Consider the following 26,488-nt stretch of genomic DNA (forward strand, 5'->3'; position numbering starts at 1 on the left):
GCATGCATATCCTTGAGGCAGGCCTCAGCCTGCCGTCTGCGTATCGTTATTGCTGGGCGCTGGCGCCGCCGACGATCTCCGCGATTTCCTGGGTGATCGCAGCCTGGCGGGCGCGGTTGTAGGAAAGCGTAAGCTCGCCGATGAGCTTCGTCGCGTTTTTCGTCGCATTGCCCATTGCCGTCATCCGGGCGCCGAACTCGCTCGCCTTGCCTTCGAGGATCGCGCTGTACACGACCGTCTCGGCATATTTGGGCAGCAGGACGCTGAGCACGGATTCCGCATCCGGCTCGTATTCGTACTGCGTCGCAGAGCCGCTGAACTCGTCGGAGCTGAGCGGAAGCAGCTTCTTCAGCGTCGGAACCTGGGAAATCGCGTTCAGGAAGCGGTTGTAGACGATATAGACCTCGTCGTACCGTCCCTCTTCGAATCCTTGGACCGCCTTATAGGCGACCGCCTTGATGTCGCCGTATTTCGGAGAGTCCGAAATTCCCGTCACTTCCTCGGCGATCGGAACGCCGCGGCGGTTCAGGTAGGCGCTGCCTTTGCGTCCCACGACAAGCACTTCGTACTCGTCGCTGGAGCGATGCTTCTCGGCGATGGTATTCGTCAGCTTGCGCAGCACGTTGATGTTGTAGCCGCCCGCGAGACCGCGGTCCGACGTCACGATCAGGTAAGCGGTGCGCTTCACTTCGCGGCTCTGCAGCATTGGATGACGGATGCTGCCGGCGCCGGATGCGATGCTGGATACGACCTCGCGGATCTTGTCCGTGTACGGACGAGCCGACAAGGCCGCTTCCTGCGCGCGGCGAAGCTTCGCCGCGGCGACCATTTCCATCGCCTTGGTGATCTGCTTCATGTTCTGCTTGCTCTTGAGCGAGCGCTTGATCTCCCGCATGCCTTTTGCCATTGGTAGTCACCACCTTACTTATCGGCCCCGTGCCCGCGATCGGGACGGGACCGGCATCATCGTTCCTTGTTATTTAGACCGAACGGGAGAAGCTTTTCTTGAACTCTTGGATGGCAGCGACAAGAGCTTTCTCGTTGTCGGAGGAGAGGTCTTTCGTATCACGGATGGAAGCCATGATTTCCGGCTTGTTGGCATCCACGAAGCTCAGCAGGTCGCCCTCGAAGCGGCGAACGTCCTGAACCGGAATGTCATCCACATGGCCGCGAGTTACCGCGTACAGCGACACGACTTGGCGTTCCAGAGGCATAGGCTGGTTGATGCCTTGCTTGAGGATTTCGAGCGTGCGCTCGCCGCGGTCGAGGCGGGATTTGGTGACTTTGTCCAGGTCGGAGCCGAATTGGGCGAATGCCGCCAGCTCGCGGTACTGGGCAAGGTCGAGCTTGAGCGTGCCGGCGACCTTCTTCATCGCCTTGGTCTGGGCGGAAGAGCCTACGCGGGATACCGAGTTACCGACGTTGACCGCCGGACGCTGGCCGGAGTAGAACAGATCCGACTCGAGGAAGATCTGGCCGTCCGTGATGGAGATGACGTTCGTCGGGATATAGGCGGAGATGTCGCCCGCTTGGGTCTCGATGAACGGCAGCGCCGTCAGGGAACCGCCGCCGAGCTCGTCGTTCAGCTTGGCCGCGCGCTCCAGCAGGCGGGAGTGCAGGTAGAAGACGTCGCCCGGGTATGCCTCGCGGCCCGGCGGGCGGCGAAGCAGCAAGGACAGCTCGCGGTAAGCCGCGGCTTGCTTGGACAGGTCATCGTAGATGACGAGGACGTGCTTGCCGTTGTACATGAAGTACTCGCCCATGGAGCAGCCCGTGTAAGGAGCGATGTAAAGGAGCGGGGACGGCTCGGACGCGCTCGCCGTAACGACGATCGTGTAGTCCAGCGCGCCTTGGCGGCGGAGGGATTCGACGACGGTACGCACGGTCGATTGCTTCTGGCCGATCGCGACGTAGATGCAGACGACGCCGTTGCCTTTTTGGTTCACGATCGTGTCGATCGCGATTTGCGTCTTGCCGGTCTGGCGGTCGCCGATGATGAGCTCGCGCTGGCCGCGGCCGATCGGAATCATCGCATCGATCGCTTTAATGCCGGTCTGCATCGGCTCGAAGACAGACTTACGGGCCATGACGCCCGGAGCCGGAGACTCGATCGGACGCGTAGCCGTCGTCGCGATCGGGCCGTTGCCGTCGAGCGGCTGGCCGAGCGCATTGACGACGCGGCCCAGAAGGGCATCGCCGACCGGTACTTCCATGATGCGTCCGGTACGCTTCACCGTGTCGCCTTCACGGATGTCCGTATAAGGTCCGAGGATGACGACGCCGACATTGCTTTCCTCGAGGTTGAGTGCCATGCCCACGACGCCGTTCGCGAACTCGAGAAGTTCGCCCGCCATCGCGTTCTCCAGGCCGTGGACGCGCGCGATGCCGTCGCCGACTTGGATGACCGTGCCGACTTCCGCTACCTGGATCTCGGATTTATATTGTTCGATCTGCTGCTTGATTAGCGTGCTGATTTCATCAGGTCTGATGCTCAACTTCTTCACCCCTGTCTACAGTGCTTGGGAATTCATTTGCTTGGTCAGCCGATCCAGCTTGCTGGAAAGCGACCCGTCGTAAATCTTGTCGCCGATGCGAACCTTCACGCCGCCGATCAGGGATGGATCCACGACTTGCTCGCCGATGATCTTTTTGCCCGTGATGGCGCTGAATTGCTGCACGACCTTGGACAGCTCCTCCGCCGTCAGCGGAAGCGCGGTAACGATCGTGGCGCGCGATTCGCCGGAAGCTTCGTCCGCGATCCGGCTATAAGCTGCATAGACGTCGCTCAGAGCGGAGTAGCGTCCGCGCTCGACAAGCAGCGTGATCGTATTCAGAACAATAGAGGACACGCGGTCCCCGATCGCTTTTTTGATGAGCTCCACCTTGGCCGAAGGCTCGATGCTCGGCGTGCTCAGGAAGCGCTGAACATCTCCGCCGGAGGACAATCCTTCGGAGACGAGCTGCAGCTGACCGCGCACTTCGGAGACGATGCCCTGAGCCGTCGCGACCTCGTACAGCGCCTGCGCATATCTTTTCGCGATGACGTTGTCGCGACTCATTTGCTGCCGACTTCTTTCAGGTAGCGATCGACGATCTGCTCCTGCGATTTCTCATCGATCTGCTTCTCGACGATCTTGGAAGCGATCGCGACGGAGATGCTGCCTACTTCGCTGCGCAGGGAAGCGATGGCCTTGTTCTTTTCGCTCTCGATGTCGCGTACGGCTTCTTCCTTGAGGCGGGCCGCTTCGGCACGGGCGGTATCGACGATGCCGTCGGCCTGCTTCGTGCTGGTGACGCGGGCTTTCTCGATGATGTCGGCAGCTTCCTGGCGTGCTTGCGCCAGCGCATGTTTTTGCGCTTCCATCTCGGCGGAAGCTTCCTTGCGGCTGTTCTCGGCGGCATTCATCTGATCAAGAACCATCTGGCGGCGCTGCTCCATGACGGCGAACAGCGGCTTGAAGGCGTAGCGGTTCAGCAGCCAGTAAAGAATGACGAACGCCAGAATCGCATATAAAAAAGACGTCCATTTCCAATCCATAACGGCACTCCTTTCACTTCCAGTTCATTCTCGACCGCGAAGGTCTAAGGTCTGACTTATAAACGATGGCGTGGAAGGCCTGAGCCTTCCCCGCCATACAGGTTTAGCCAAAGGTGGCCGATATTAGCTGAAGAACGCGAGGAAGCCGATGACGACACCGATGATCGGCACGACCTCGACGATGCCGACGCCGATGAACATCGTCGTTTGAAGCTTGCTTGCTGCTTCTGGATTGCGGGCGATGCCTTCTACCGTTTTGCTGACGATCATACCGTTACCGAAACCTGCGCCGATGGCGCCCAGACCTACTGCGATTGCTGCTGCCATAACTTCCATTTTTAGAAATCCTCCTCTGAGTTAGGTGAATGGATTGATATTTTCAAAACTGAACAAATCCTCGATTACGAAATTCGTTCAGCAAGAACTGCTGCGGATCAATGCGCGCCTTCTTCTTCGTCATGCACTGCGGCCTGAGAAATATAGACCATAGTCAGTACAGTGAAGAGGAAAGCCTGAATGGCTCCAACGAAAATGCTGAATCCTTGCCATACGATCAGGAATGGCGTGCCGGCGATGCCGAGCATCAGGATCGTAGTGATGAGGACCTCGCCCGCAAAGATGTTGGCGAATAGACGAAGGGCAAGCGTAAGCGGCCGAGCGATCGTCTCGATCAGATTCAGCGGCAGGAACACAGGGTAAGGCTTGACGTAGTGCAGGAAATAGTGCTTGGTATTCTTCGTCGCCCCGAGGTAATGGACCAGCAGGAAGACGATGAGCGCAAGTCCCGCCGTCACGGACAGATCCGCCGTCGGAGATTTCCACCAAGCCAGTTCCGCGTAGCCGCCATGACTTTCAATATACGCTTGGGTCACTCCCCACGCAGGCTCCGTGATCTTGGTCACGATAACGAGCGGAAGCCCGAGCAGGTTGGAAATAAAGATGAACAAGATGAGTGTCAGTCCCAAGCCAAGAAAAGGCTTCACCCGGCTGAGCGGCATCGTGCTGGCGATCGTGGAGTGGATGAAATCGACAATCCATTCCATGAAATTCTGTGCTTTGGAGGGGTTTTCAACTGACAATCTCAACGTAAGGAGCTTTACGACCGCGAATGTGATTATGACCGAGATCGTGATAGCCAGAATCGCAGCAAGATCGAAGACCATCCCGCCCAAAGTGAAAGTAGGAAATGCATGCATACTTTTGAGTTTCACCCCTTTCCACGGTTTTGTCGATTAATCGTCACGAAAGCGCATACCAATATGACAAAAGGCACCGCAAAACATGAAGCCAGAGCAGCGGGAAGACTGATGTCTTCGGGATAGCGGTAGGCGATCATGACGACGAGAAGCACCATCGCGAGCCTGCCTGCCATGCCCATGCCGGCACGACGGGGGTTGTCCCCTTGCGCCATGACACCGATCCATTCCACGCGCCTGCGCAGGAGAAAGGCGTTGAACGATCCTGCTGCGATGCCAAGCATGCATCCGGCCGCCGCCGCTCGCCACTCGGGAACGATGCCCCAGATGAGCAGGCTGACGGCGAAGAGCAGCAGGACGACGGACCTGGTCATCTTGAGCACTTCATTCATTGCTGTCCTCCAAAACCTTTTTCACAATCAAGACGACCGAAGCGATGCCGGCCGCAAGCCCTGTCAAAACCCCCGCGATGATCCATCCCGGAGTTCCTCCCAGCCTTGCCCCCAGCCAGTAGCCGATCAACGTACAGATCGCCACGTCGATTCCAAGAGCGCCGACAAGCGCAAGCGCCTTGAGCGGGTCCTCTCCCTTGCCCTTTTTGGCCATGAGTTTCCCCCATCAACCTTCATTATTTTATCCAAGCGGCCGAAGGTTTGTCAATTTTGATAATAGCAAACTTTCCGTGAACTTGGCATAAAAAACGTTGATTTGACGGGATTTGACGAACTTCCAAACCATACAGTAGAACTGTATGCTAGGCCGTTGTTGAAGTTGACCGCCGGCCCTCGGAAACTATGAACGTTGTGTGAACGACTCCGGCCGCTCGCCCCTCCCAAAATGATGCAGGATCGCGCGTACGATGCGTTCCGATGCCGCGCCGTCTCCATATGGGTTGGCCGCCTGGCTCATGCGCTCGTACGTTCCCCTGTCGGTCAGCAGCGCGCGCGTCCGCTCGTAGACGCGGGTCTCGTCCGAGCCGGCCAGCTCCAGGGTGCCCGCCTCGATGCCTTCCGGACGCTCCGTCGTATCGCGCAGCACGAGCGTAGGCACGCCGAAGCTCGGCGCCTCCTCCTGCATGCCGCCGGAATCCGTGAGGATCATGTACGCGTGGGGATAGAAGTTGTGGAACTCGAAGACGTCCAGCGGCTCGATCAGGCGGATGCGCTCATGGTCGCCGAGAATCTCCTGAGCGGGCTCGCGCACGGCCGGATTCGGATGCACGGCGTAGACGATCGCGATGTCGTCGAACTCGTCGGCGATGCGCTTGACGGCCCGGAAGATGTTGCGATGCGGCTCGCCGAGCGACTCGCGGCGATGCGCCGTCATGAGGATGAGGCGCTTGCCGGCCGCCCACTCCAGCATCGGATGGGTGAAGGCAGGATCGACCGTATACTGGAACACGTCGGTCGCCGTGTTGCCGGTGACATAAATCGATGCCTCGGATTTATTCTCCTTGCGAAGATTGCCCGCCGACCACTCGGTCGGCGCGAAGTGCACGTCCGAAAGCACTCCGGCCAGCTGCCGGTTCATCTCTTCCGGGTAAGGAGACATCTTGTTCCAGGTGCGCAGTCCCGCTTCGACATGGCCCACCTGGATCTGCTGCAGGAACGACGCGTAGCTGGCCAGGAACGTCGTCTGCGTGTCGCCATGGACAAGCACGATGTCCGGCTTGGCCTCGCGCAGCACCGGCTCCAGCCCCTCCAGCACCCGCACCGTCGTCTCCGTCAGCGTCTGCCGGTCCTTCATGACGTTGAGGTCATAGTCGGGCGCGATGCGGAACAGCTCCAGCACCTGGTCGAGCATCTGGCGATGCTGCGCGGTGACGCATACGATCGACTCGATCTGCTCGGGATGCTTCTGCAGCTCCAGTACGAGAGGCGCCATCTTGACAGCCTCGGGACGCGTCCCGAATATGGTCATCACTTTCAGCTTGTCCAACTTCTACCTCTCCCATCAGAAATTATTTCGTGCCGAACATCCGGTCTCCGGCGTCTCCGAGTCCCGGGATGATGTAGCCCAGCTCGTTGAGCTTCTCGTCGACGGCGGCGGCATAGATGTCCACGTCGGGATGAGCCTCCTGGACCGCGCGCACGCCTTCCGGCGAGGCGATGAGCACCATCAGCTTGATCTGCGTGCAGCCGCGCTTCTTGAGCGAGCCGATCGCCGCATTGGCCGAGCCACCCGTCGCCAGCATCGGATCGACGACGATGAGCAGCCGTTCCGTGGCGTCCGTCGGGAGGTTCATGTAATATTCGGTCGGCTGAAGCGTCTCGTGGTCGCGCGACAAGCCGATATGGCCCACCTTGGCGGCGGGAATCAGCTTCAGGATGCCGTCGACCATGCCGAGGCCGGCGCGCAGGATCGGCACGATGCCCAGCATGCGGCCGGACAGCACCTTGGACTGGGCGGTAGCGACCGGCGTCTCGACGGTGATCGTGTCAAGCGGCATGTCCCTCGTAATCTCGTACGCCATCAGGGTGGCGACTTCGTCGACAAGCTCGCGGAAGTCTTTTGTCTTGGTGTCCTTGTCGCGGATGAACGTCAGCTTGTGCTGAATGAGTGGATGGTCACAGACGACCAGATTGCTCATGGGGGTTGCCCTCCTGGTATTCGCTTGAATTTGCTTGTCCCCGGCATTTGCCAGGGGATAATCCCAACTATTATAGCATTCCCAGCAGGGCGGCGCATCAAGCATCGTCACGAAGCCTTAAAAAGAACCGCTGCCGTCCCCATGCCGAAGCAGCCCCTCCTACCTTCCGAGGAATCGGGAAGGGGATGGAGGGGCCTGCGGCAGGCGCAACCGCTGCCGGAGGGCAGCGGAGCGGCTTGAGCTTTTAGTATTGGATGCTCGGATAAAGCGGGAAGCGAGCCGTCAGGTCGCGCACGATGCCGCGAGCCTTGTCCAGCGTCGCCTCGTCCTGCGGGCTCCGCAGCGTCAGATCGATGACCTCGGCGATCGTGCGCATGGCGTCGGCGTCCATGCCCCGCGTCGTCGCCGCCGGCGTGCCGATGCGGATGCCGCTCGTGACGAACGGGCTTGTCGGATCGAACGGAATGGCGTTTTTGTTGACGGTGATGCCGACGGAGTCGAGCACATGCTCGGCTTCCTTGCCCGTGATGTTCAGGCCGCGCGTATCCAGCAGCATGAGGTGATTGTCCGTGCCGCCGGACACGATGTTGTGGCCGCGCGCGACCAGCTCCTCGGACAGCACCTTGGCGTTGGAGACGACGTTCTGCGCGTACGTCTTGAACTCCGGCTGCAGCGCCTCGCCCAGAGCGACGGCCTTGGCCGCGATGATGTGCATGAGCGGTCCGCCCTGGGAGCCCGGGAAGACCGCCTTGTCGATGGCCGCCGCCCAAGCCTTGGTCGTCAGGATGAGGCCGCCGCGCGGTCCGCGCAGCGTCTTGTGCGTCGTCGTCGTGACGAAGTGCGCATGCGGCACCGGGCTCGGATGCAGGCCTGCCGCCACGAGGCCGGCGATATGCGCCATGTCGACAAAGAACAGCGCGCCGACATCCTTGGCGATCTGGCCGATCTTCTCGAAGTCGATGATGCGCGGATAGGCGCTCGCGCCGGCGACGATCATGCGCGGACGATGCTTGAACGCCGCCTTGCGCAGGTCGTCGTAGTTGATCGTGAAGCTGTCTTCCTGGACGCCGTAGGCAACGAAGTTGTAGTAAAGGCCGGAGGCGTTGACCGGGCTGCCGTGGGTCAGGTGGCCGCCATGGGCGAGGTTCATGCCGAGCACGGTGTCGCCTGGCTTGAGGGCGGCGAGGTAGACGGCCATGTTGGCTTGCGCGCCGGAGTGCGGCTGTACGTTGGCATGCTCCGCGCCGAACAGCTCCTTCGCGCGGTCGCGCGCGATGTCCTCGACGATGTCGACATGCTCGCAGCCGCCATAGTAGCGCTTGCCCGGATAGCCTTCGGCGTACTTGTTAGTGAGCACGGTGCCCATCGCCTCGAGCACCGCCTCGCTGACGATGTTCTCGGATGCGATCAGCTCGATGTTGTCGCGCTGGCGCTGCAGCTCCAGTCCCATTGCCTGGAGCACTTCAGGGTCTTGCTTGCGGAGTTGGTCCATGATCGAAAAATCCTCCCTATGGTAAATGATGATTGCTTCCCTCTAGTCGCAGCTGCCTGTCTCCGGCCCGGTTAGCGCCGGAAGCTCGTAGACCGCGCGCGGTCCGCCGATGAGCTTGGGGCGAGCATAGGCCATCGTCACCCTCGCCTCGCCGATCGTCCGCACGGAAGGCCGAACCGGGACGGCGACACGCTTCAGATGCATGCCGATGAGCGTCTCGCCGATGTCGATGGCCGCCTGCGCCTGCACCGACTCGACCAGGCAGGCGTCCGCCAGCCGGCGATATGCGTGGGCCGCCATCGAGCCGCCCGCGCCGGGCACCGGCACGGCGTTCACCGGCTCCAGCCCGAGCTGCTCGGCGGCAGACCGCTCCACCACGAGCGCCCGGTTGAGATGCTCGCAGCATTGGAACGCCGGCACGAAGCCGAGGTCCGCCCGAGCTTTCTCCATGCCTGCGAAAATCGCCCGGGCCGCTTCGGCGCTGCCGGAAGTGCCGATCCTGCGGCCGAGCACCTCGCTCGTGCTGACGCCGAAGACGAGCAGCTGTCCCGGCAGCAGCCGCCCGCCGGCGGCCAGCTCGCGGATCAGCGTCTCGACGCCGGAAGCGATCGCCTCCGGCGATGCTGCATTGCTGTCCATGTCGCTTTCCCTCCTGACCGTGGTTGCCGTTCGTGTCCTATTATACCGAAACGGCTTCCCTTTAGACGAGAGGTCCGAAAAAAACGAAAAGAGAGCCCTGCGCGCGAAAAATCGCGCGCATGCTCTCTGCCCAGGCGACCGGCCGTATGTTCCGATGCTCCATCGTGGTTGGACCCACTTCGTCGCCAGTCACATCGGAAACCGTTGTTGCTTGCCCTCATCATAGCCTACCGCAAAGAAGGCTGTCAATCCTCGAAAGCTGCCTGCCATCGCCTTCCCGGGATATTGAAAAGAGCCGGAAGGCAAGGTTCATTTTCAAGCACAAGCCGGCTTTGCGGAGGAAGGGACCACGGCGAAAAGCAGCGCTGTGGGCGGGGACAAGCTCGGCCACGCCGGACTCAGTCCTTCGACCCGTCGCTCAGCCGCCGCAAGACGGCCCGCACCGCCTCCCGAATTTCCGCCGCGCTGGCCTCGTACTCCTCCAGCGGGCCTCCGAACGGATCGGCGATGTCGCCGCCGCCGCGCAGCGCCCGCTCCAGCTCGGCCAGCCGCAGCTCCAGCCCGGGATCGGGCTGCCGGCCGAGCGATCGCTCCATTTCGCGTTCCCCGTGCAGACGGTCCAGCTCCGCCAGACGGTCGCCCGCCGCATATTCGAGCAGCGTATGCAGCTTGCCCGCCGCCTCCGGATAGGCGCCCAGCAGCGCCCGGCGATGCGAGCCCGTCATCGCGAGAATGAGGTCCGCCCAGCGGACCTGGTCTTTGCTGACCGGCTTCGAGACGCCGTCATGCTCGATGCCGGAGCGTCGGAGCACCTCCCGCGCATGGCGGGATATCGGCATGCCCGCGGAAGCCGCCACGCCGGCAGAGCGCACCTCGAGCTCGACGCCTGCGGCCGCGGCCTCGGCGCGCAGCAGCGCTTCGGCCATCGGCGAACGGCATGTATTTCCTGTGCAGACGACCAGGATGCGTACCGGTTTCATCAGATCGAGCCTCCTTTTCCCCGGCACCCCCGACTAGAGCAGGAACAGGATGCCGAAGGTCATCAAAATCGCGCCGCCCGCAGCCTCCCCGTAGCTGCCGAGGCTGCGGCCGATGCGCCGGCCGGCCAGCAGCCCCAGCACGGACATCAGACCGCCGGCAAGGCCGAAAAGCAGAATGGTCATCAGCGCGTCGGCGGCGAACATGCCGAGCGAGATGCCGACGGAAAACGAGTCCACGCTCACGCTGAGCGCGAACAGCAGCAGGCCGCCCGCCTTGCGGTGGTCGGCGAAGGATGGGCCCAGCTCCTCCCCGCCCCGAAGCGATGCGAGCAGCATATGCCCTCCCAGCAGAAGCAGCAGCAGCCCGGCCACCAGCGTCGCCACATGGCCGAGCAGCAGGCTCATGTATTGTCCCGCTGCGATGCCGAGCAGCGGCATGAGGACGTGGAACAGTCCGATGACGGCGCTCAGCTTGAGGATGTCGAGCAGCCGGATGCCGCGCATGCCGATGCCGACTCCGAGCGAGAACGCGTCCATCCCGAGCGCGAGCGCCATGATGAGGAGCGTAAGCAGCTGTCCTTCGTGCAGAGTAGCTTCCAACATGGTCGCGATCTCCCCTTGTCCGATGGCTTGTTCTATCCAGCCTATGCGGACAAGGGAATGGAATATGATTAGCTTGGCCTGCGATTCCGCGCGCCGGTCCGAGGGGAGAAGACGAGGGCCGGATACGGATGCAGACGGGATCGGAAGCAAACTCAGCTCCGCGGACGGTTGCCGAGACCTTGCGCGATTGCCGCTCCGCGAAGAGTTGCCGAGACCTTGCGCAATTGCCGTTCCGCGAAGAGTTGCCGAGACCTTGCGCGATTGCCGCTCCGCGAAGAGTTGCCGAGACCTTGCGCAATTGCCGCTCCGTAAGGAGTTGCCGAGACCTTGCGCGATTGCCGCTCCGCGGACGGATCCACTTTCCGATTCCGCTGAAGCCCAGGTTCCTTTGATCTTGATTTCAAAATGGAAGGAACCCGGCCTTCAAGGGAACCGCTGACGCTTCTCCAAGTGGATTCCGTCCCCGTCCCCTCCGCTCACGCTCGCCTCCAGAGCCTGCTGCCTGCGGGACGTCAGTCGAGAAGCTCGACCCTGCCCCCCGCTGCCTCTTTTCGCCTTCGGCTGCCTGCGGGACGTCAGTCGAGAAGCTCGACCTTGCCCCCCGCAGCCTCTTTTCGCCTTCGGCTGCCTGCGGGACGTCAGTCGAGAAGCTCGACCCTGCCTCCCGCAGCCTTTTTTCGCCTTCGGCTGCCTGCGGGACGTCAGTCGAGAAGCTCGACCCTGCCCCCCGCTGCCTCTTTTCGCCTTCGGCTGCCTGCGGAACGTCAGTCGAGAAGCTCGACCCTGCCCCCCGCAGCCTTAGACAATCGATTCATCAACGCGAGGCCGATGCCGTCCGGCGGACAGCCCTCCGCCCAGATAAGCTCCGCGCCGCGCTCGTCGAACTCGCGCAGGACGGCGTACAGCGACTGCGCCGCCGTCTCCAGCGCCGCCAGCGAGCCGCAAGCGAGCACGATGTCGGCGCGGTAGGCGTCCGCCGTCTCCTCATAGGCAAGGATGCCGACCCGCCGGCCGTGGCCGCGCGCCTCGTCGGCCGCGGCCTGGATCGTTGCGCGCACCCGCTCGCGCGGACCGGCAACCAGCCGCATCTCCCCGCGCGGCGCGTAATGCGCGTACTTCATGCCGGGCGAGCGCGGAGCGGAGCCGGGCCCGCCCGCGCCCTCGAGAGCATCCCTGCCTGTCTGGAAGGCAAGCTCCGGATCCGCGTGTCCGCCCGCTGGAGCCGCCTCAAGCTGCACGTCGAACCCCGCCGCGCGCAGCTGTTCCGGCGTCACCCCGCCCGGCCGCAGGATGCGGACCGAGCCGGGGCCGGCGCATTCGGCGACGGTGGACTCCAGGCCGACGCCCGTCGGCCCGCCGTCCACGATGCCGGAGATGCGTCCGGCCAGGTCTTCCTGGACGTGCCGCGCCGCCGTCGGACTCGGCCGACCCGAACGGTTCGCACTCGGGGCCGCCACCGGACAGCCTGCCGCGCGGATGAGCCGCAACGCCACCTCATGGTCCGGCATGCGCACGGCGACCGTATCCAGTCCTGCGGTCACGCGAGGAGACACAGAGCCGGGCAAGGCGCGCAGGACGAGCGTAAGCGGGCCTGGCCAAAACCGCTCCGCCAGCCGGAGCTCGGTCTCGTTCAGCGGCCGGACCAGCCCTACGAGCTGCTCCATGCCGGCGATGTGCACGATGAGCGGGTTGTCGGACGGACGCCCTTTGGCCCGGAACACCTGCTCCACCGCCTCGGAGCTGCGGGCATCCGCCCCAAGCCCGTATACCGTCTCGGTCGGAAACGCGACCGTCCCGCCGGCGGCCAGCAGGGCGGCCGCCTCGTTCAGCTCGGCCTCCGTCAGCGCCGCCCCTTCCTGAGAGGGCCAGCGCTTCGTCGGCCGGATCGTTTCGTGAAGCTTGTCTGACATGCGATCATCCCATCCATCTGCTGCTTTTTTGCTTGCTATCAGTATACCCTTCCTCCACGGCTCCGTCCAAGGCCGCCATCGAAGGCCGCAGCGCTGCAACGCGCGAGGCCGAAGCGATCCGCTGCCTCGGCCCGCATAGGACGAAGCCAGGCTCGGCGTCCATTCGGGCCAAAAAAGAGACGGACACCGCGTTGGCGGTGCCCGTCTCTCCTCTCGATGACTGCCTTAGGCAAACAGGCCGCGCAGGAAGGAAAACAGCGACTCCAGCAGCTCCCAGACGAAAAACTTCGCCTGCGGTGCCTCGCCCGGCTCTGCTGCCGCCGCTGCGCCGTCCTGCACGGAATCGGTCGCCTGCACGGCTCCGCCCTTGGCAGCGGCCGCTTCCGCCTTCGGCACCGCCTCGCCGGAGTCCGAGTCGACGAAGCACAGCGGCGGGAACAGCACGCACCACCAGTTCTGTCCGGCGCCTTCGCCGAGCGTGATGCGCAGCGCTTCGTAATCGCCGGCGGGATAGACCTTCTCCCCATAAATCTTGGTCGGAAATTCCGCGAGTCCGAGCTCGGCCTTGAAGCCGTAGTCGAAGCCGCGCGCTTGCAGCTTCCGGGCCACGACCGCTTCGATGTCGCCCATGCGGGCCTGGAGCGCCGCGCGGGCTTGCTCGATCGTCTGCGGACCGGCGGCCCAGCCGTTCATCTCGGCTACGACCGCATCGCGGACGGCGCGCTTGACGGCTTGATCGACCGCCGAATCCGAATTGGCGAGAATGCGCAGGCGGATCGCTTCGTTCGGGATGCCGCCTGGCGCGATCGCCGCGTTTTCCCGCACGGACTCCCAGCTCATGAGCAGCACGGCCAGGCTGACGAGCAGATACAGATGGGAGAGGCGGAACGGGAAGCGGTACGCATGCGGCGCGGCGGCATAAGGACGACGGACGGAAGAATAGGAAGGAGTGCGAGAGACGGAAGAATAGGAAAGGGATGATCCAAGCATGACACAAGCTCCTCTCGGGCACCCGTCGGCACCGCCGCTTGCGTTCCGGAACGCTTTCTACCCCCAGTATGGTCCGTCTCCGACTCTTCTAAACGCGCCGGTCTGAAAAAAGAGAATGATAGACGAAAAGGTCCCGCTCTCGACCGTTCGAGAGCGGGACGCGGAGCTGCTAGCGGGTGCGCGTCGCGACGACGTGACGCTCGATCCCGCCGTAGTCGGTCACGATCCGGATGTCGTCCCACCCGCCGATCGCCTCCAGCAGTCCGGCGACCTGCCGGGACTGGCCGATGCCGAGCTCGAAGGCGACGAGGCGCGGCAGCTCGGCCATGGCGCGCAGCTGTTCCGCCATCCGGCGGTACGGATCGAGCCCGTCCGTCCCGCCGTCCAGCGCGAGACGGGGCTCGTAGTTCCGCACCTCCGGCTGCAGCCCAGCCAGGTCCGCGGCCGGAATGTAGGGCGGATTGGAGACGAGGATGTCGACCGCAAGCCCTTGGAAGGGCGAGCCGCTGTCCGGCAGGAAGGGAGCGAGCAGGTCCCCCTCCGCGAAACCGCGCATCGGGGCGGCAAGCCGCTGCGCATTGGCGCGAGCGACGGCCAGCGCGGCCGGCGACAGATCGGAGGCGTACACCTGCCAGCCCGGACGCTCGGCCGCCAGCGTCAGCGCGATCGCTCCGCTGCCGGTGCCGACATCGAGCGCAACCGGTCCGACGGCCGCCTCGGCGGGGGCCGTGCCGCGAGCGACGTTGTCCGCCGGGCCGCGCGGCCCAGCGTGCAGCGCCTGCTCGGCCGCGCGGGCAGAGCCTTTCGCCTCCGGCCACAACCGGTCGGCCGCCTGCAGCACGGCCTCGACGAGCAGCTCCGTCTCCGGACGAGGGATGAGCACGGCCGGCGACACGGCGAACGCCCGTCCGTAGAACCACTGCTCGCCGGCAATATACTGCGCCGGCTCTCCCCGGCCCTTGCGCCGGATCGCTTCGTTCCACGCCGCTTCCCGCTCGGCAGGGAAAGGCTCCCGCGCCCCGAGCATGAGCTCGGTCCGGCTGCGTCCGAGCACATGCTGCAGCAGCAGCGAGACGTTGTCCTCCGGCTCGTCTACGCCAAGCCCCGCCAGGTAAGCCGCCGCGCGGCGCTTCGCCTCGGCGATCGTCGCTCCCTCCGGCAGCTCGTGCTCCCGGGCCGTCTCCAGCGCCTCTCGACGCGCTGCGCCCTCCGCTGCGTCCGCCGGCCTCCCATGCTCCATGCTCCCCGCCCCTTTCGTTTTCGCTTGTCCATATGATCCGACTGCGGTTCCGCCCCATGAATTCCAAGAAGTCTGTCCGCCAAAAGAAGCTCCTCCCGGACGGGAGGAGCTTCTTCGCTTCGCTTGCGCGCCTGCTCGGGGCCGTCTCCGGCCGGCGTCGGCACGTCATGCCGGCACCGCCGCCGGCCTCCCCTTCACTCCGGGGCGCCCGGCGGCTTCGATCAGGCGAGGTTTTCCTTTTCGAGCAGCTCCGCTTGCTCCGCTACCGACAGAGAGTTGATGATCTCCGTCATGTCGCCGTTCATAACGGAGTCGAGCCGGTGCAGCGTCAGGCCGATGCGGTGATCGGTCACCCGGCTCTGCGGGAAGTTGTACGTGCGGATGCGCTCGCTGCGGTCGCCCGTGCCGACCTTGCTCTTGCGCTCGCCGGCGATCTTCGCTTCCTCTTCCTGGCGATGGATGTCGTAGATGCGGGCGCGCAGCACCTGCAGCGCCTTGGCCTTGTTCTCGTTCTGCGACTTGCCGTCCTGGCACGTCGCCACGATGCCGGTCGGCACGTGCGTGACGCGCACGGCGGACTTGGTCGTGTTGACGGACTGGCCGCCCGCGCCGCTGGAGCAGAACGTGTCGACGCGGATGTCCTTGTCGAGAATCTCGACCTCGACCTCCTCGACCTCCGGCATGACCGCCACCGTCGACGTCGACGTATGGATGCGGCCGCCGGACTCCGTGACCGGGATGCGCTGCACGCGATGGGCGCCGCTCTCGAACTTGAGCTTGCTGTAGGCGCCCTTGCCGGACACCTTGAAGATGACTTCCTTGAAGCCGCCGAGATCGCTCTCGCTCGCGTCCATCAGCTCGACGCGCCAGCCCTGGGACTCCGAGAAGCGGGTGTACATGCGGTACAGGTCCGACGCGAACAGCGCCGCCTCGTCGCCGCCGGCCGCGCCGCGGATCTCGACGATGACGTTCTTGTCGTCGTTGGGGTCCTTGGGCAGCAGCAGGACGCGCACTTCCTCCGCGAGCTCCTCGAGCCGCTCGCCGAGCTCCTCCAGCTCCATCTTGACCATCTCGCGCATCTCGTCGTCGAGCTTCTCCGCCTGCATCGCCTTGGCATCCTCGTACTGGGCATGCACTTGCTTGTATTCCGCATAAGCGTCGTATGCGCCCTGCAGATCCGACTGCTCCTTGGAAAGATCGCGCAGCCGCTTGGGATCGCTGGCGACATCCGGATCGCACAGCAGCTCGCTCAGCTTATCGTACCGGTCGGCCAGCGCCTGTAATCGGTCCAACACCAGACTTCACCTCTGTATGGAATTCGTATCGAATTGTTCTCGTAAAATGCCTTGCCCTTCATTATACCATATATGACAAGAGAACATAAACGGTCATGCGAAAAGCCCCGCGAGAGCCGGGGCTCCTGCAGGGCCTTGTCCCGTCCGGGCGCGGCACGGACCGTCCTAGACGTTGAAGCGGAAGTGCATGACGTCGCCGTCCTGCACGACGTACTCCTTGCCCTCGAGGCGCAGCTGGCCGCGCTCGCGGGCGACGTTCATCGAGCCGGCGGCGACCAGCTCGTCGTAGGCGACGACCTCGGCGCGGATGAAGCCGCGCTCGAAGTCGGTGTGGATGACGCCTGCCGCCTGCGGCGCCTTCATGCCTTTGCGGATCGTCCAGGCGCGCACTTCCTGCACGCCGGCCGTGAAGTACGTGTACAGGCCGAGCAGCTTGTACGCGCTGCGGATGAGACGGTTCAGGCCGGACTCCTGCATGCCGAGCTCCTCCAGGAACATCGCCTTGTCCTCGCCCTCGAGCTCGGCGATCTCGGCTTCGACCTTGGCGCTGATCGGCACGACCTCGGCATTCTCGGCCGCGGCGAACTCGCGCACGAGCTTGACGTACGGGTTGCCCTCGGCGTCCGCCACTTCTTCCTCGCTCACGTTGGCCGCGTACAGCACCGGCTTCATCGTCAGCAGATGCAGGTCGCGCACGAGCACGTGCTCCTCCTCGGTCAGCTCGACACTGCGCGCCGCGCGGTCCTCGTAGAGAGCGGCCTTGAGGCGCTCGAGCACCTCGACCTCCTGGGCGTACTGCTTGTTGCCGCCCTTCATGTTCTTGCGCGAGCGGTCGATGCGGCGGTCGACGGAGTCGATGTCCGCGAGGATCAGCTCGAGGTTGATCGTCTGGATGTCGCCCAGCGGATCGACCTTCCCGGAGACGTGGGTAATGTTCTCGTCCTGGAAGCAGCGCACGACGTGGACGATCGCGTCCACCTCGCGGATATGCGCGAGGAACTTGTTGCCCAGTCCCTCGCCCTTGCTCGCGCCGGCCACGAGGCCCGCGATGTCGACGAATTCAAAGGCGGTCGGCACGGTCTGCTTGGGCACGACCAGCTCGGTCAATTTATCGAGACGCTCGTCGGGCACTTCCACGACGCCGACGTTCGGATCGATCGTACAGAACGGATAGTTGGCGGACTCGGCTCCCGCCTGGGTGATAGCATTGAAAAGCGTCGACTTCCCGACGTTCGGGAGACCGACGATGCCGCATGAGAGCGCCAATGGGAACAACTCCTTCACATTCTCTGAATCATCTAGGTGCCATTATACATGACGCGGGCGCAATGATAAAGATAAGCGCTAGCCGAGCCGCCTCTGGGCCCGGCCCCCGGGGACGCCTGCCGGATGCGCGGCCAGGATGCCGTCGAGCCGGAACGTCCTCGGCAGGCGCTTCTCCCGATCGAAGCCATGCGCCCAGGCTTCGTCCACCCGCGTCAGCCGCACGATGCGGCGCGTCAGCCTGCCGTCCGCATCCGCATAGATCAATTCCACGTCGCGTCCGATCCATTTGCTTAGGTTCATCCCGGGCCGCTCCCTTCGCGAGTCAAAAAAAGAACATACATTCGTATATTTATTATATACGCGAATGTATGTTCTTATGCAAAGGGAATTTATGGCGCCGCCGGCTGCTCCTGCAGCCCTTCCAGCTCTTCCAGTCCTTCCTCGCCGAGAGCGTCCAGCAGGCCCTGGTCGGCCGGCATCACCTCGGGGGCATCCTTGGCCTCCTCCGGCACGACGACCGGCTCGGCCTCGTTCCAGCCGCCGTAATCGAGCGTGAACGTCTGGCTGAGGCGAGACGGATTGCCCGGATCGTACTCGATCGAGACGTCGGCCGTCGCTTCCAGCCGGATCAGCCGCCCCGTCGCTTCGTCGAAGCGGAGGCGGTAGTCGAGCGCGCTCACTTCGATGGAATCCCGCACGCGCGCCTCCATGTCGTCGAGCCCCATCGTGCTGCGCAGCAGGTCGCGCACGAGCGCCTCGGCCGCTTCGTCGCTGCCGCTGCCCGCGTAGAGAAGCACCTGCTCGCCGTTCTCCCGCCCGCTGCGGAACGCGGAAGCATGCTCGGCGATCTTCTCGATCTCCTTGGCGGGGGCGATCTGGAAGTCGGACAGCGTCGCCTTGATCTTGGGCACCTCGTCGGCGAGCATGCGGCTCCACGCTTCATTGGAATAATCGTACATATAATAGCCGCTGTCGGTCAGGTACGAGTCGAGCGTCGACGACTCGCCCATGTAGTCGTTCACCGTCTTCTGCATGAGCGCGAGCGGCTCGACGATGATGCGCCCCTCGTTGGTCATCGACATCGACGTCGTCTGCCCGTCCGTCTCCATGTCCTGCTTGAGCTCCATGGAGAGCTCGAGGCTCTTCGTATCCGCCATCGTCTCGGCCGCGCGCCCGAGCACCTGCTCGGCGCTCGGCGCTCCTTCCTCGGCGAGCGTCGAGGCGGCTTGCTTCGGCGCGCCGGCGCTCGGCTGCGGCGATGCCGTTCCGTCTTGACCGCCGCCCGCGCAGCCTGCCGCGAGCATCAGGGCGAGCAGTCCGCCGGCAAGCGCCGAACGGCGCAGCGGGTAGGCTGCCCGGCGGGCGGCCGTCCTCTCGTATAATGGTTCCTTGCGGAATGGGATCGGTGTCGGATTCATGCTGCATTCTCCTTTCCTGATGAAGCCTGCTCCAAGCCTGTCCCGCAAAGGGCCGTACGGCCTCGCCTGCATCTTCGTCCTCCCGCTGACCCATACTACCGGCAGGGGAGGTGAACAGCGATGGAGAACAAGACTCATCAAGGTAACTATAAAGGAACGGCCTCCATGCATGCAAAGAACCAAAGTATGGAATTCGTCAACGATGTCGTCGAGGACGCCAAGTCCGTGACCAACTTCACCGGCAAGAAAAAGAAGAAGACGGACTAGCATTCCCTCGTCCGCCCGAACCGGCGCAAGCCAAAAAACAGCGGCCGCTCCCGCGTGGAGCGGCCGCTATATTTGTCATAATTCCCTATTTGAGAGAAATGATATATGATCTACTAGAAAAACATAGAAAAGGGGTCTTTATAACTATGTACAAGTCTCGTGGACTCGCCGTTACAATGCTTCTCCTCCTCTCCCTGCTGTTGCTGCCCTTGTCCGCATCGGCTCACTCCGGAAGAACCGACGGCAGCGGAGGGCACAACTGCTCCGAGAAATCGATCGGAAAGGGATTGTGCACCGGGTACCATTACCATAACGGGGGCGGCTCCTCCGACAGCTCCTCCGGCAGCTCCTCGTCCTCTTCGACGGCTGCACCGTCCCAAAAAGCCCCGACGGTTATCCGCGTCATCGAAAACGAGGCCAAGCCCCAAGCGCACTGCACGAAGGTAAACGATGTGCTGACCTCCAGCTCATCGGAGTATCGCTACTATGAACGGATCTGGGACTGTCGGAAATCGACGGACAGCGGCGCCAAATATGAAGAGCCTTCCCTCTCTCTTTATGTGGACGGAAAACTCGCCTCCTTGGACAAAGGCATCGTCAGCCTCCAGCAGACGAACTACATTTCGCTGAGGGACTTCTCCCGCATCTTCGGACTCAGCCTTGATGTGTCCAAAACAAAAGTGGTCGTCATCAAGCAGAAGAAGGCGCTGTTCTCCATCGAGGCTCAGACCCGGAAGATCAATGGAAGCAAAGGATTCTCCGGATTCAAGGCCATCCAGATCGACGGAGCGTATTATCTGCCTCTTCGATATGCAGTCGGCATTGCCGGCGCAAGCATCGTTTCGGCCGACAGCTGGAGCATCGAGCTGTCCCTGAACCCATAAGATCTGAAGGCCTTATTCCGCCTTCCTGCACGGGACCTTCCCGTCAGGAGGGCTTTTTCATACCCAGGCGTCCTTGCTGTAGCCGCGCTCCTCCCAGTAGCCGGTATGGTCGCCGGGGATGAGCTCGATCCGGCTGAGCCACTTGACCGACTTGTAGGCGTACATGCGGGGGACGACGAGACGGACGGGACCGCCGAGCGGGCTCGGGATCGCGCGGCCGTCGTGGAGCACGGCGACGAGCACATCCGCCTCCATCGCCTGCTCCAGCGTCAGCGAGTCGGTGTAGACGCCGTCGCCGGAATAGAATTTCACCGTCCGCGCCCCGCTCCGCACGCCCGCCTGCTCCAGCAGCCGCCGCAGCGGAATGCCCTCCCACGTGTTGGAGTAGACCGACCATCCCGTCACGCAGTGGAAGTCGCTCACCTGCACGTCGCGCGGCAGCCGTACGAACTGCTCCCACGTCCAGCTCTCCGGCCGCTCGACGAGGCCGTCGACGCGGAACGACCAGTCCGCGTTGGAGAACGTCGGCAGCGGCGTGACGGTATAGACGCGGAAAGTCCCTTTCGCCCCGCCTCCGGGCAAAGGAATCGAGTCCGGCTGCGGCTGCGGCGCCGGCAGCAGCCGGTTGCCGTCCTGCGCGGCCAGCTCGGCCGACGAGCTTCCGCCGATGGCGCCGAGCGCGCGGCCGGCCCAGTGCAGGAACGACGGCCCTGCGGCGACCGCCAGTCCGGCCCCGATCGCCCCGCGCAGGAAGGCGCGACGGGTGAGCAGCGGCGACGGGGAAGCGGCGGGATGAAGGCCGCCGCGGCTAGCCGAGCCGCTCACGTCCGGCTTCACCGTGCGGCGGGCCGGCTCCTTGAGCCATTTGAGCCGCGTGATGGAGTGGTAAAGGATGTACGGCAAGCCGACCCACGTCAGCGCGTCATGGACGAGCAGGGCAGGGTTGGCCCAGCCCGGCCCGAACAGGCGATGCCCCCACAGCACGAGGCCGGAGACGATCCAGCCGGCCAGCAAGGCCAGCACGAACGCGACGTTGGCCCGCTGCCCGGGCTTGCCGCGCAGCTGCCGCCAGTGCTTGGGCAGCAGCAGCACATAGCCGAATATCGGCAGCAGCAGCGCGACGCCAGCCGCGATATGGACCCCCTTCAGCCAAACCCGGCCCTCGCCGAGCACGCCCCTCCACCAGCCTCCCAGCAGCATGAGCCCGCTCAAGGCGAGCAGCAGCACGAGCCAGCCGTTCCACGAGTGGAGCCAGGCGAGCTTCCGGCCGTGCTTCCTCCGCCAGGCGGCGAGCCATCCCTTTTCCGTTCCCGGCATGTCCACCCTCTCCTTCCGGCGCTTCCTCTTGTTCATGTTGGACAACGACGCGCGGCCCGAATCGGATCAGCCGTCAAAAAAAAGCCTGCCCCGCCTGGTCCGATGTCGGAGAGCGGGGCAGGCGGCTCGTCCTGGAGCCGATCGCGCTACGGGTTGATGAACACCGTCTTCAGCTTCGCGCTGTAGACGACGGAGAAGCCGAGCCCCTGGGCAACGGTCGCCAGCGGCACATACGTCTTGCCTTCGGCGCCGACCTTCTGCATGTAGGCAGGGGAGCTGACCGGCACGGCCGCGCCGTCTACGGTCACCGTAGGCGAGCCGAGCTTCACGCCGACCGTGCGGGAGCCGTACTTGATGGCGGCGGTCGACGTCTTGGCGTCCCATACGGTCTTCGCGCCGACGGCGTTCACGATGTCCTGGATGGCCACATAGTTGACGCTTTGCTTGAGCACCGGCTTGTACGGCGTGTTCAGGGCCTTGCCGGAGACGTAGATGCTCATCGGCGCGCCGGCCTCCGGAGCGGTCAGCTCCGCATAGGAGCCCCACACCGCCCGGCCGAACTCGGCGGCGATGACGCCGTAGCCGGCCTGGGTCGGATGGAAGTCGCGCGCCGACACCATATGCGTCAGCATGCCTTCGCGTCCGGCGAAGTCGTCCGCGACATGAACCGCCGTCACGTTCGACCCTTTGGCCTTGTAGCCGGCGGCCAGCTGGTCGAGGTTGGCGGTGAACGCGGCCGTCGCCTGGTTCAGCTTGGCGTACAGGTCCTTGCCCCCCAGCATCGGCACCGGCTGGTATTGATCCGCGATGAAGACGCGCAGCGACGGATTGACCGTCAGCAGCGCGTCGAGCGCGGCCGTGACGTTGGCGTTGTACTGCGCCAGCAGCTCGGCGACCTTGGCGCTCAGCGCCTCGTCCGTCATGGAGGCGGCATCGTTCAGCAGCGAGGAGACGTCATTGCCTCCGATCGTGACCGCGACCGCATCGGCGCCGGCCAGCTCGGCGCGGATGCCGGCCGCCTTCCGTCCGAACTCGTCCGCGCGATAGTCCGGCAGCCCGGCCTGGATCGCCTCTCCGGCGATCGCCTGGCCTGCGGCCACCGCCTGGGCGAACGCTTTCAGCCCCTCGGTCTTCAAGCCGACGATGCCGTAGTTGGACAGCGAGGCACGTCCATGAAGCAGCGACTGCTCGTACAGACGGTCCGCATAGCCGTAAGGCAGCTCCTTCGCATAATCGACCTTGGGCTCGAACCCGGCCGTAATGGAATCGCCCAGCGCCACCAGCTGGAAGGCTTCGCCCGCAGCCGGCTGCGCGGCCGATGCCGGGGCAGCTCCGGCAAGGCCGGGCGCGGCCAGCAGCAGGGCGGCCAGGCCCAGCTTCGCCGCCCAAGCGGCTTGTCCCTTTTGACTCATCTATGATCGGCTCCTCTCGTCTACCATCTTCCCTCCTATTCTATCATCGCGGATTTCGAGATGGATACATTGGATCGTCCTGGCAACAAAAAAAGCCGCCCGCGCCGTCAAAGCGGCGCAGGCGGCTTTTTTTTGCCGGGCGGTCCCAGGGAAGGGAGCAGCCGGGTCAGCTGCGGATCTTGCGGAGCAGCATCATGATGCCGCCGCCAAGGAAGAGGATGGCGATGACATAAAACACCAGCTTCAGCGAGCCGACGAACAGGTCGAACAGCCCGCCGATGCCGAAGAACAATCCGACGAGAATAAGAAGAACGGCCAGAAACGGCATGATGTGATTCCCCCTGTCTGAGATCAAGAATGCTTGTTGCTCCTCCTTACCCGCATCCCGCTGCCCTGACGCTCGAGCCGGAGGGGAAGATTTCACTCCATGAGGGTGTAAATATGTATGAACGAGCATCTTTATCCATTTCATGGTGATACAATGATCTCTGTTTGCCGATACTCTCGACTCATAAAGACGATATCGCAAAGGAGACCTGCATGCTTCCTACGATGGCTTTCGACCTCCTGCCGCCCTTCCTCCATGTCAAATGGTTCGCCTGCGGACAGGGTTCGCATCCGCTGCTGCCCCGAGCCGTGCTCACGCCTGCGTTCCTGGCCTGGTCGGCCTTCACCGCGGCCGTCCTGACCGCCTTGGCCGCGCTCAGCAGCCGGCTGGAGCGAGCCCGCCCGCGGCTGACTCCCGGGGAACGCTCGGCCGGCGGACCCTCCGCCTCCCAGCTCGCCGTCCTGCGCGCCGGCCTCGCCGCCGGCCTGCTGCTGCAACTGCTGTACGGCGTCTACCTCGTGCCGGTGTTCGTGCCCGGCTCTCCCTGGGTGCACGGCCTGACGGCGGCCGCGCTCGGCGGCCTCCTGCACCGGAGGCTCTTCCCGGCAAGCGCGGCGGCGCTGGCGGCGCTGTATGCGACGGCCGTCGCGCAATACGGCCTTTTCCACACGCTCGACTATGCATTCTACCTCGGCCTCATCTACGTCCTGATCGCCGTCAGCCCGCTCGGCAAGCGGCTCGTCCTGCCCCCGCTCCTGCCGCTTTACCTGACGACGGGGTTCTCGCTGTGCTGGCTCGCGATGGAAAAGCTGACGATGCCGGAGCTGAGCGAGTCGCTGCTGGCAGCCTACCGCTTGCCGACGTTCGGCTTCGCGCCCGGCGACTTCGTGCTCCTCAGCGCCCTCATCGAATTCGCGCTCGGCTGGGCTCTCCTAACCGGCCTGCTCAACCGCGCGGCCGCCCTGCTGCTGAGCGCGATCTTCGCGACGACGGCCTCGGTGTTCGGCGCCACGGAGGTCATCGGCCATCTGATCGTGCATGCCATCCTGATCGTCTTCCTGATGCGCGACACGCGCTCCTTCAAGCCGGCGTGGACGCCTCCCTCCTCCGCCTGGGCTTCTTCGCTCGCGGCGCGCTGCGCCCTGACGACGGCCAGCTTCTTCGCGCTGCTCGGGCTGCTGCTCGTCCTCTACGCCTGGGCGGGACGGGACGGCTATTCCGATGCTCCATCCGGCGCTTCCCGCCCCGACGCCGGAGCTCCCGCCATCAGCGTCAGCTTAGCTCACACTCCCTTGACAGCTGCCCTGCTCGTACAGTATCCTGGTTCCACAACCGCATAAATGCGCAACCTTTCGTATATCCTGAGCAATGGGGCTCAGGGTCTCTACCGGAAACCGTAAATTTCTAGCTACGAAAAATAGGCCCTTGGCGTATTTTTCGCGGCTATTTTTTATTTTGAAGGAGTGGGTAGAGCCATGTCCCATACGATCCTGATTCGCGACGCGCAGATCGTGACGATGAACCGGACCGAGGAAATCCTGCACGGCGATCTGCTGATTCGAGGCGACCGCATCGCGGCGATCGGCCATAACCTCGACGCGTCCCAGGCGGACCGCGTCATCGACGCGAGCGGCCGCGTCGTCATCCCCGGCTTCATCCAGACGCACATCCATCTGTGCCAGACGCTGTTCCGCGGCAAAGGCGACGACCTGGAGCTGCTCGACTGGCTGCGCAAGCGCATCTGGCCGCTCGAAGCGGCGCATGACGAGGATTCCATCTATTATTCCGCGATGCTCGGGCTCGGCGAGCTGCTGCAGAGCGGCACCACGACGATCGTCGACATGGAGACGGTCCATCATACGGACTCGGCGTTCCAGGCGATCGCGAAGAGCGGCATCCGCGCCCTCTCCGGCAAGGTGATGATGGACCGCAAAGGCGCCGACATCCCGCTGCCGCTGCAGGAGGAGACGGAAGCGTCGCTCCAGGAGAGCGTCGACCTCCTGGAAAAATGGCATGGCCACGACAACGGGCGCATCCGCTACGCGTTCTCGCCGCGCTTCGTCATCAGCTGCACCGACGAGCTGCTGCGCGAGGTCGCCCGCCTGTCGGATCAGTACAAGGTCAACGTGCATACGCACGCCTCGGAGAACCAGGGGGAGATCGAGCTCGTCGAGCAGATGACCGGCATGCGCAACATCGCCTACCTCGACCACATCGGGCTGGCGACGGACCGCCTCATCCTGGCCCACTGCATCTGGCTCGACGACAACGAGAAGCGCATCATCCGCGAGCGCGGCGTGCATGTGAGCCATTGTCCGGGCTCCAACATGAAGCTCGCCTCCGGCTTCGCCGACGTGCCGGAGATGATCGATACGAGCATCAGCGTCAGCCTCGGCGCCGACGGCGCTCCGTGCAACAACAACCTCGACATGTTCAACGAGATGCGCCTCGCGGCCCTCATCCACAAGCCGCGCCACGGCCCGACGGCGATGGACGCGCGCAGCGTGTTCCGCATGGCGACGATCGGCGGCGCGCGCGCCGTCGGCATGGCGGACGAGATCGGCAGCCTCGAGGTCGGCAAGAAGGCCGATCTGGCCATCCTCAACCTGAACCAGTTCCACACGTTCCCGTCGTTCGACGTCGATCCGATCTCCCGCATCGTCTACTCGGCGACCCGGGCGGACGTCGAGACGACGATCGTCGACGGCCGCATCGTCATGGACCGCGGCGTCATGCTGACGGTCGACAAGGACGTGACGCTGCTGGAGGCCGACCGCGCGATCAAGCGGCTGCTGAAGCGCAGCCCCATCCAGGCTTAGGAGCCGCCCGGCTTGAAGCCGGTCCAGGCTGCGGCGCCTGCTCGGGGTCGGATGAAGCTGAAGGATTTAAGGGCCCGCCCTAACGGCGGGCTTTTTGCGTCTTCGTGGATCAAATATCGCTATACACGGAGTCAATTTCGACAATTCTCGCACTTCCAACCGGCGATATGAATAAAATTCCACCCGAAATCCGAGCTTTTTCCCCGTCCTGTCTCCCTGCGCCTCGATGATACGATGAAGCCCATGGAGGTGAGGACCAGGGAGGCGGCCCTCCGGGGGTGAAAGACATCGCGGCTTGCTTGCC

Annotated in this window: 27 protein-coding genes and 2 riboswitches; of the genes, 3 read left to right on the forward strand and 24 right to left on the reverse strand. The window is 63.8% G+C overall.

The genetic code is table 11. The features are described from left to right. Positions 1 to 46: 46 nt before the first annotated feature. From atpG to HGI30_RS21470, 21 genes are all read right to left on the reverse strand, one after another. Positions 47 to 907: an ATP synthase F1 subunit gamma gene (gene atpG / locus HGI30_RS21370; RefSeq protein ID WP_168909352.1), complete on the reverse strand. Its 861-nt coding sequence runs from the start codon at positions 905 to 907 to the stop codon at positions 47 to 49. A gap of 73 nt (positions 908 to 980) precedes the next feature. Continuing rightward, positions 981 to 2,495 carry a F0F1 ATP synthase subunit alpha gene (gene atpA, locus HGI30_RS21375; protein WP_168909353.1) on the reverse strand — a complete coding sequence of 505 codons (1,515 nt, stop codon included), beginning with the start codon at positions 2,493 to 2,495 and terminating at the stop codon, positions 981 to 983. 15 nt (positions 2,496 to 2,510) lie between these two features. After that, on the reverse strand, positions 2,511 to 3,059 hold the full coding sequence (locus HGI30_RS21380; RefSeq protein WP_168909354.1) for a F0F1 ATP synthase subunit delta: 549 nt from the start codon (positions 3,057 to 3,059) through the stop codon (positions 2,511 to 2,513). Further along, positions 3,056 to 3,538: a F0F1 ATP synthase subunit B gene (gene atpF / locus HGI30_RS21385; RefSeq protein ID WP_168909355.1), complete on the reverse strand. Its 483-nt coding sequence runs from the start codon at positions 3,536 to 3,538 to the stop codon at positions 3,056 to 3,058. The genes HGI30_RS21380 and atpF overlap by 4 nt, the downstream gene beginning before the upstream one ends. A 123-nt stretch (positions 3,539 to 3,661) precedes the next feature. After that, positions 3,662 to 3,874: a F0F1 ATP synthase subunit C gene (atpE, locus tag HGI30_RS21390; RefSeq protein WP_168909356.1), complete on the reverse strand. Its 213-nt coding sequence runs from the start codon at positions 3,872 to 3,874 to the stop codon at positions 3,662 to 3,664. 98 nt (positions 3,875 to 3,972) lie between these two features. Further along, complete coding sequence (gene atpB, locus HGI30_RS21395) at positions 3,973 to 4,749, reverse strand: F0F1 ATP synthase subunit A (protein WP_407944998.1); 777 nt, start codon at positions 4,747 to 4,749, stop codon at positions 3,973 to 3,975. Then, positions 4,746 to 5,126, reverse strand: coding sequence for an ATP synthase subunit I (locus HGI30_RS21400; RefSeq protein WP_168909357.1), 381 nt, complete (start codon positions 5,124 to 5,126; stop codon positions 4,746 to 4,748). The genes atpB and HGI30_RS21400 overlap by 4 nt, the downstream gene beginning before the upstream one ends. Next, positions 5,119 to 5,340 (reverse strand): AtpZ/AtpI family protein, encoded by a 222-nt coding sequence (locus tag HGI30_RS21405; RefSeq protein WP_168909358.1) that lies wholly within the window; start codon positions 5,338 to 5,340, stop codon positions 5,119 to 5,121. Before HGI30_RS21405 ends, HGI30_RS21400 begins: the two co-directional genes overlap by 8 nt. Before the next feature lie 186 nt (positions 5,341 to 5,526). Continuing rightward, positions 5,527 to 6,672, reverse strand: coding sequence for a non-hydrolyzing UDP-N-acetylglucosamine 2-epimerase (wecB, locus tag HGI30_RS21410; RefSeq protein ID WP_168909359.1), 1,146 nt, complete (start codon positions 6,670 to 6,672; stop codon positions 5,527 to 5,529). Between the two features lie 22 nt (positions 6,673 to 6,694). Continuing rightward, a complete protein-coding gene (upp, locus tag HGI30_RS21415; protein WP_168909360.1) occupies positions 6,695 to 7,324 on the reverse strand; it encodes a uracil phosphoribosyltransferase in 630 nt (209 codons plus the stop codon). Between the two features lie 244 nt (positions 7,325 to 7,568). Then, the gene (locus tag HGI30_RS21420; protein WP_168909361.1) at positions 7,569 to 8,816 is read right to left on the reverse strand and encodes a serine hydroxymethyltransferase; all 1,248 of its coding nucleotides are present in this window, start codon (positions 8,814 to 8,816) and stop codon (positions 7,569 to 7,571) included. Between the two features lie 42 nt (positions 8,817 to 8,858). Beyond that, the gene (locus HGI30_RS21425; RefSeq protein WP_168909362.1) at positions 8,859 to 9,455 is read right to left on the reverse strand and encodes a TIGR01440 family protein; all 597 of its coding nucleotides are present in this window, start codon (positions 9,453 to 9,455) and stop codon (positions 8,859 to 8,861) included. Positions 9,456 to 9,576: 121 nt separating this feature from the next. Further along, positions 9,577 to 9,658: riboswitch (ZMP/ZTP riboswitch) on the reverse strand. Positions 9,659 to 9,853: 195 nt separating this feature from the next. Then, on the reverse strand, positions 9,854 to 10,435 hold the full coding sequence (locus HGI30_RS21430; protein WP_168909363.1) for a low molecular weight protein arginine phosphatase: 582 nt from the start codon (positions 10,433 to 10,435) through the stop codon (positions 9,854 to 9,856). Positions 10,436 to 10,468: 33 nt separating this feature from the next. After that, entirely contained in the window at positions 10,469 to 11,038 is a 570-nt protein-coding gene (locus tag HGI30_RS21435; protein ID WP_168909364.1) for a manganese efflux pump MntP, read from the reverse strand. Positions 11,039 to 11,802: 764 nt separating this feature from the next. Beyond that, positions 11,803 to 12,948: an L-threonylcarbamoyladenylate synthase gene (locus HGI30_RS21440; protein WP_168909365.1), complete on the reverse strand. Its 1,146-nt coding sequence runs from the start codon at positions 12,946 to 12,948 to the stop codon at positions 11,803 to 11,805. A 225-nt stretch (positions 12,949 to 13,173) separates the two neighbouring features. Further along, entirely contained in the window at positions 13,174 to 13,938 is a 765-nt protein-coding gene (spoIIR, locus tag HGI30_RS21445) for a stage II sporulation protein R (protein WP_168909366.1), read from the reverse strand. A gap of 169 nt (positions 13,939 to 14,107) precedes the next feature. Continuing rightward, positions 14,108 to 15,178 (reverse strand): peptide chain release factor N(5)-glutamine methyltransferase, encoded by a 1,071-nt coding sequence (prmC, locus tag HGI30_RS21450; RefSeq protein WP_168909367.1) that lies wholly within the window; start codon positions 15,176 to 15,178, stop codon positions 14,108 to 14,110. A 221-nt stretch (positions 15,179 to 15,399) separates the two neighbouring features. Continuing rightward, a complete protein-coding gene (prfA, locus tag HGI30_RS21455; protein WP_168909368.1) occupies positions 15,400 to 16,473 on the reverse strand; it encodes a peptide chain release factor 1 in 1,074 nt (357 codons plus the stop codon). Between the two features lie 165 nt (positions 16,474 to 16,638). After that, a complete protein-coding gene (ychF, locus tag HGI30_RS21460) occupies positions 16,639 to 17,739 on the reverse strand; it encodes a redox-regulated ATPase YchF (RefSeq protein ID WP_168909369.1) in 1,101 nt (366 codons plus the stop codon). Between the two features lie 78 nt (positions 17,740 to 17,817). Beyond that, entirely contained in the window at positions 17,818 to 18,039 is a 222-nt protein-coding gene (locus HGI30_RS21465; RefSeq protein WP_168909370.1) for a hypothetical protein, read from the reverse strand. An 89-nt stretch (positions 18,040 to 18,128) separates the two neighbouring features. Beyond that, the gene (locus HGI30_RS21470; protein WP_168909371.1) at positions 18,129 to 19,157 is read right to left on the reverse strand and encodes a DUF6612 family protein; all 1,029 of its coding nucleotides are present in this window, start codon (positions 19,155 to 19,157) and stop codon (positions 18,129 to 18,131) included. A 365-nt stretch (positions 19,158 to 19,522) separates the two neighbouring features. On the opposite strand from HGI30_RS21470, the gene HGI30_RS21475 reads away from it, so the two are divergent. Further along, positions 19,523 to 20,308, forward strand: a complete 786-nt coding sequence (locus tag HGI30_RS21475) for a YHYH domain-containing protein (RefSeq protein WP_235680236.1) — start codon at positions 19,523 to 19,525, stop codon at positions 20,306 to 20,308. A gap of 57 nt (positions 20,309 to 20,365) precedes the next feature. On the opposite strand, the gene HGI30_RS21480 is transcribed toward HGI30_RS21475, so the two are convergent. The 3 genes from HGI30_RS21480 to HGI30_RS21490 form a co-directional block, all read right to left on the reverse strand. Then, the gene (locus HGI30_RS21480) at positions 20,366 to 21,625 is read right to left on the reverse strand and encodes a molybdopterin-dependent oxidoreductase (protein ID WP_168909372.1); all 1,260 of its coding nucleotides are present in this window, start codon (positions 21,623 to 21,625) and stop codon (positions 20,366 to 20,368) included. A 146-nt stretch (positions 21,626 to 21,771) separates the two neighbouring features. Further along, on the reverse strand, positions 21,772 to 23,037 hold the full coding sequence (locus tag HGI30_RS21485; protein ID WP_168909373.1) for a stalk domain-containing protein: 1,266 nt from the start codon (positions 23,035 to 23,037) through the stop codon (positions 21,772 to 21,774). Positions 23,038 to 23,203: 166 nt separating this feature from the next. Further along, positions 23,204 to 23,365, reverse strand: a complete 162-nt coding sequence (locus tag HGI30_RS21490) for a hypothetical protein (RefSeq protein ID WP_168909374.1) — start codon at positions 23,363 to 23,365, stop codon at positions 23,204 to 23,206. Positions 23,366 to 23,577: 212 nt separating this feature from the next. Here HGI30_RS21490 and HGI30_RS21495 point away from each other — a divergent pair, with 212 nt between their 5' ends. After that, positions 23,578 to 24,705 carry a hypothetical protein gene (locus HGI30_RS21495; protein ID WP_168909375.1) on the forward strand — a complete coding sequence of 376 codons (1,128 nt, stop codon included), beginning with the start codon at positions 23,578 to 23,580 and terminating at the stop codon, positions 24,703 to 24,705. After that, positions 24,698 to 24,796: riboswitch (purine riboswitch) on the forward strand. Its footprint overlaps the gene before it by 8 nt. A 44-nt stretch (positions 24,797 to 24,840) precedes the next feature. After that, a complete protein-coding gene (locus HGI30_RS21500) occupies positions 24,841 to 26,184 on the forward strand; it encodes a 5'-deoxyadenosine deaminase (protein WP_168909376.1) in 1,344 nt (447 codons plus the stop codon). The last annotated feature ends 304 nt before the right edge of the window (positions 26,185 to 26,488 follow it).

Source organism: Paenibacillus albicereus, from assembly GCF_012676905.1.
In the GTDB taxonomy this organism is placed as follows: Bacteria; Bacillota; Bacilli; order Paenibacillales; family Paenibacillaceae; genus Paenibacillus_O; species Paenibacillus_O albicereus.

Excerpts from the sequence above, each read along its gene's own strand:
- atpG (WP_168909352.1), bottom strand. The coding sequence starts at position 907 with ATGGCAAAAGGCATGCGGGAGATCAAGCGCTCGCTCAAGAGCAAGCAG.
- HGI30_RS21380 (WP_168909354.1), bottom strand. The coding sequence starts at position 3,059 with ATGAGTCGCGACAACGTCATCGCGAAAAGATATGCGCAGGCGCTGTAC.
- atpF (WP_168909355.1), bottom strand. The coding sequence starts at position 3,538 with ATGGATTGGAAATGGACGTCTTTTTTATATGCGATTCTGGCGTTCGTC.
- atpE (WP_168909356.1), bottom strand. The coding sequence starts at position 3,874 with ATGGAAGTTATGGCAGCAGCAATCGCAGTAGGTCTGGGCGCCATCGGC.
- HGI30_RS21400 (WP_168909357.1), bottom strand. The coding sequence starts at position 5,126 with ATGAATGAAGTGCTCAAGATGACCAGGTCCGTCGTCCTGCTGCTCTTC.
- HGI30_RS21405 (WP_168909358.1), bottom strand. The coding sequence starts at position 5,340 with ATGGCCAAAAAGGGCAAGGGAGAGGACCCGCTCAAGGCGCTTGCGCTT.
- upp (WP_168909360.1), bottom strand. The coding sequence starts at position 7,324 with ATGAGCAATCTGGTCGTCTGTGACCATCCACTCATTCAGCACAAGCTG.
- HGI30_RS21420 (WP_168909361.1), bottom strand. The coding sequence starts at position 8,816 with ATGGACCAACTCCGCAAGCAAGACCCTGAAGTGCTCCAGGCAATGGGA.
- HGI30_RS21425 (WP_168909362.1), bottom strand. The coding sequence starts at position 9,455 with ATGGACAGCAATGCAGCATCGCCGGAGGCGATCGCTTCCGGCGTCGAG.
- HGI30_RS21430 (WP_168909363.1), bottom strand. The coding sequence starts at position 10,435 with ATGAAACCGGTACGCATCCTGGTCGTCTGCACAGGAAATACATGCCGT.
- HGI30_RS21435 (WP_168909364.1), bottom strand. The coding sequence starts at position 11,038 with ATGTTGGAAGCTACTCTGCACGAAGGACAGCTGCTTACGCTCCTCATC.
- HGI30_RS21440 (WP_168909365.1), bottom strand. The coding sequence starts at position 12,948 with ATGTCAGACAAGCTTCACGAAACGATCCGGCCGACGAAGCGCTGGCCC.
- spoIIR (WP_168909366.1), bottom strand. The coding sequence starts at position 13,938 with ATGCTTGGATCATCCCTTTCCTATTCTTCCGTCTCTCGCACTCCTTCC.
- prmC (WP_168909367.1), bottom strand. The coding sequence starts at position 15,178 with ATGGAGCATGGGAGGCCGGCGGACGCAGCGGAGGGCGCAGCGCGTCGA.
- HGI30_RS21465 (WP_168909370.1), bottom strand. The coding sequence starts at position 18,039 with ATGAACCTAAGCAAATGGATCGGACGCGACGTGGAATTGATCTATGCG.
- HGI30_RS21470 (WP_168909371.1), bottom strand. The coding sequence starts at position 19,157 with ATGAATCCGACACCGATCCCATTCCGCAAGGAACCATTATACGAGAGG.
- HGI30_RS21475 (WP_235680236.1), top strand. The coding sequence starts at position 19,523 with ATGATATATGATCTACTAGAAAAACATAGAAAAGGGGTCTTTATAACT.
- HGI30_RS21480 (WP_168909372.1), bottom strand. The coding sequence starts at position 21,625 with ATGCCGGGAACGGAAAAGGGATGGCTCGCCGCCTGGCGGAGGAAGCAC.
- HGI30_RS21485 (WP_168909373.1), bottom strand. The coding sequence starts at position 23,037 with ATGAGTCAAAAGGGACAAGCCGCTTGGGCGGCGAAGCTGGGCCTGGCC.
- HGI30_RS21490 (WP_168909374.1), bottom strand. The coding sequence starts at position 23,365 with ATGCCGTTTCTGGCCGTTCTTCTTATTCTCGTCGGATTGTTCTTCGGC.
- HGI30_RS21495 (WP_168909375.1), top strand. The coding sequence starts at position 23,578 with ATGCTTCCTACGATGGCTTTCGACCTCCTGCCGCCCTTCCTCCATGTC.
- HGI30_RS21500 (WP_168909376.1), top strand. The coding sequence starts at position 24,841 with ATGTCCCATACGATCCTGATTCGCGACGCGCAGATCGTGACGATGAAC.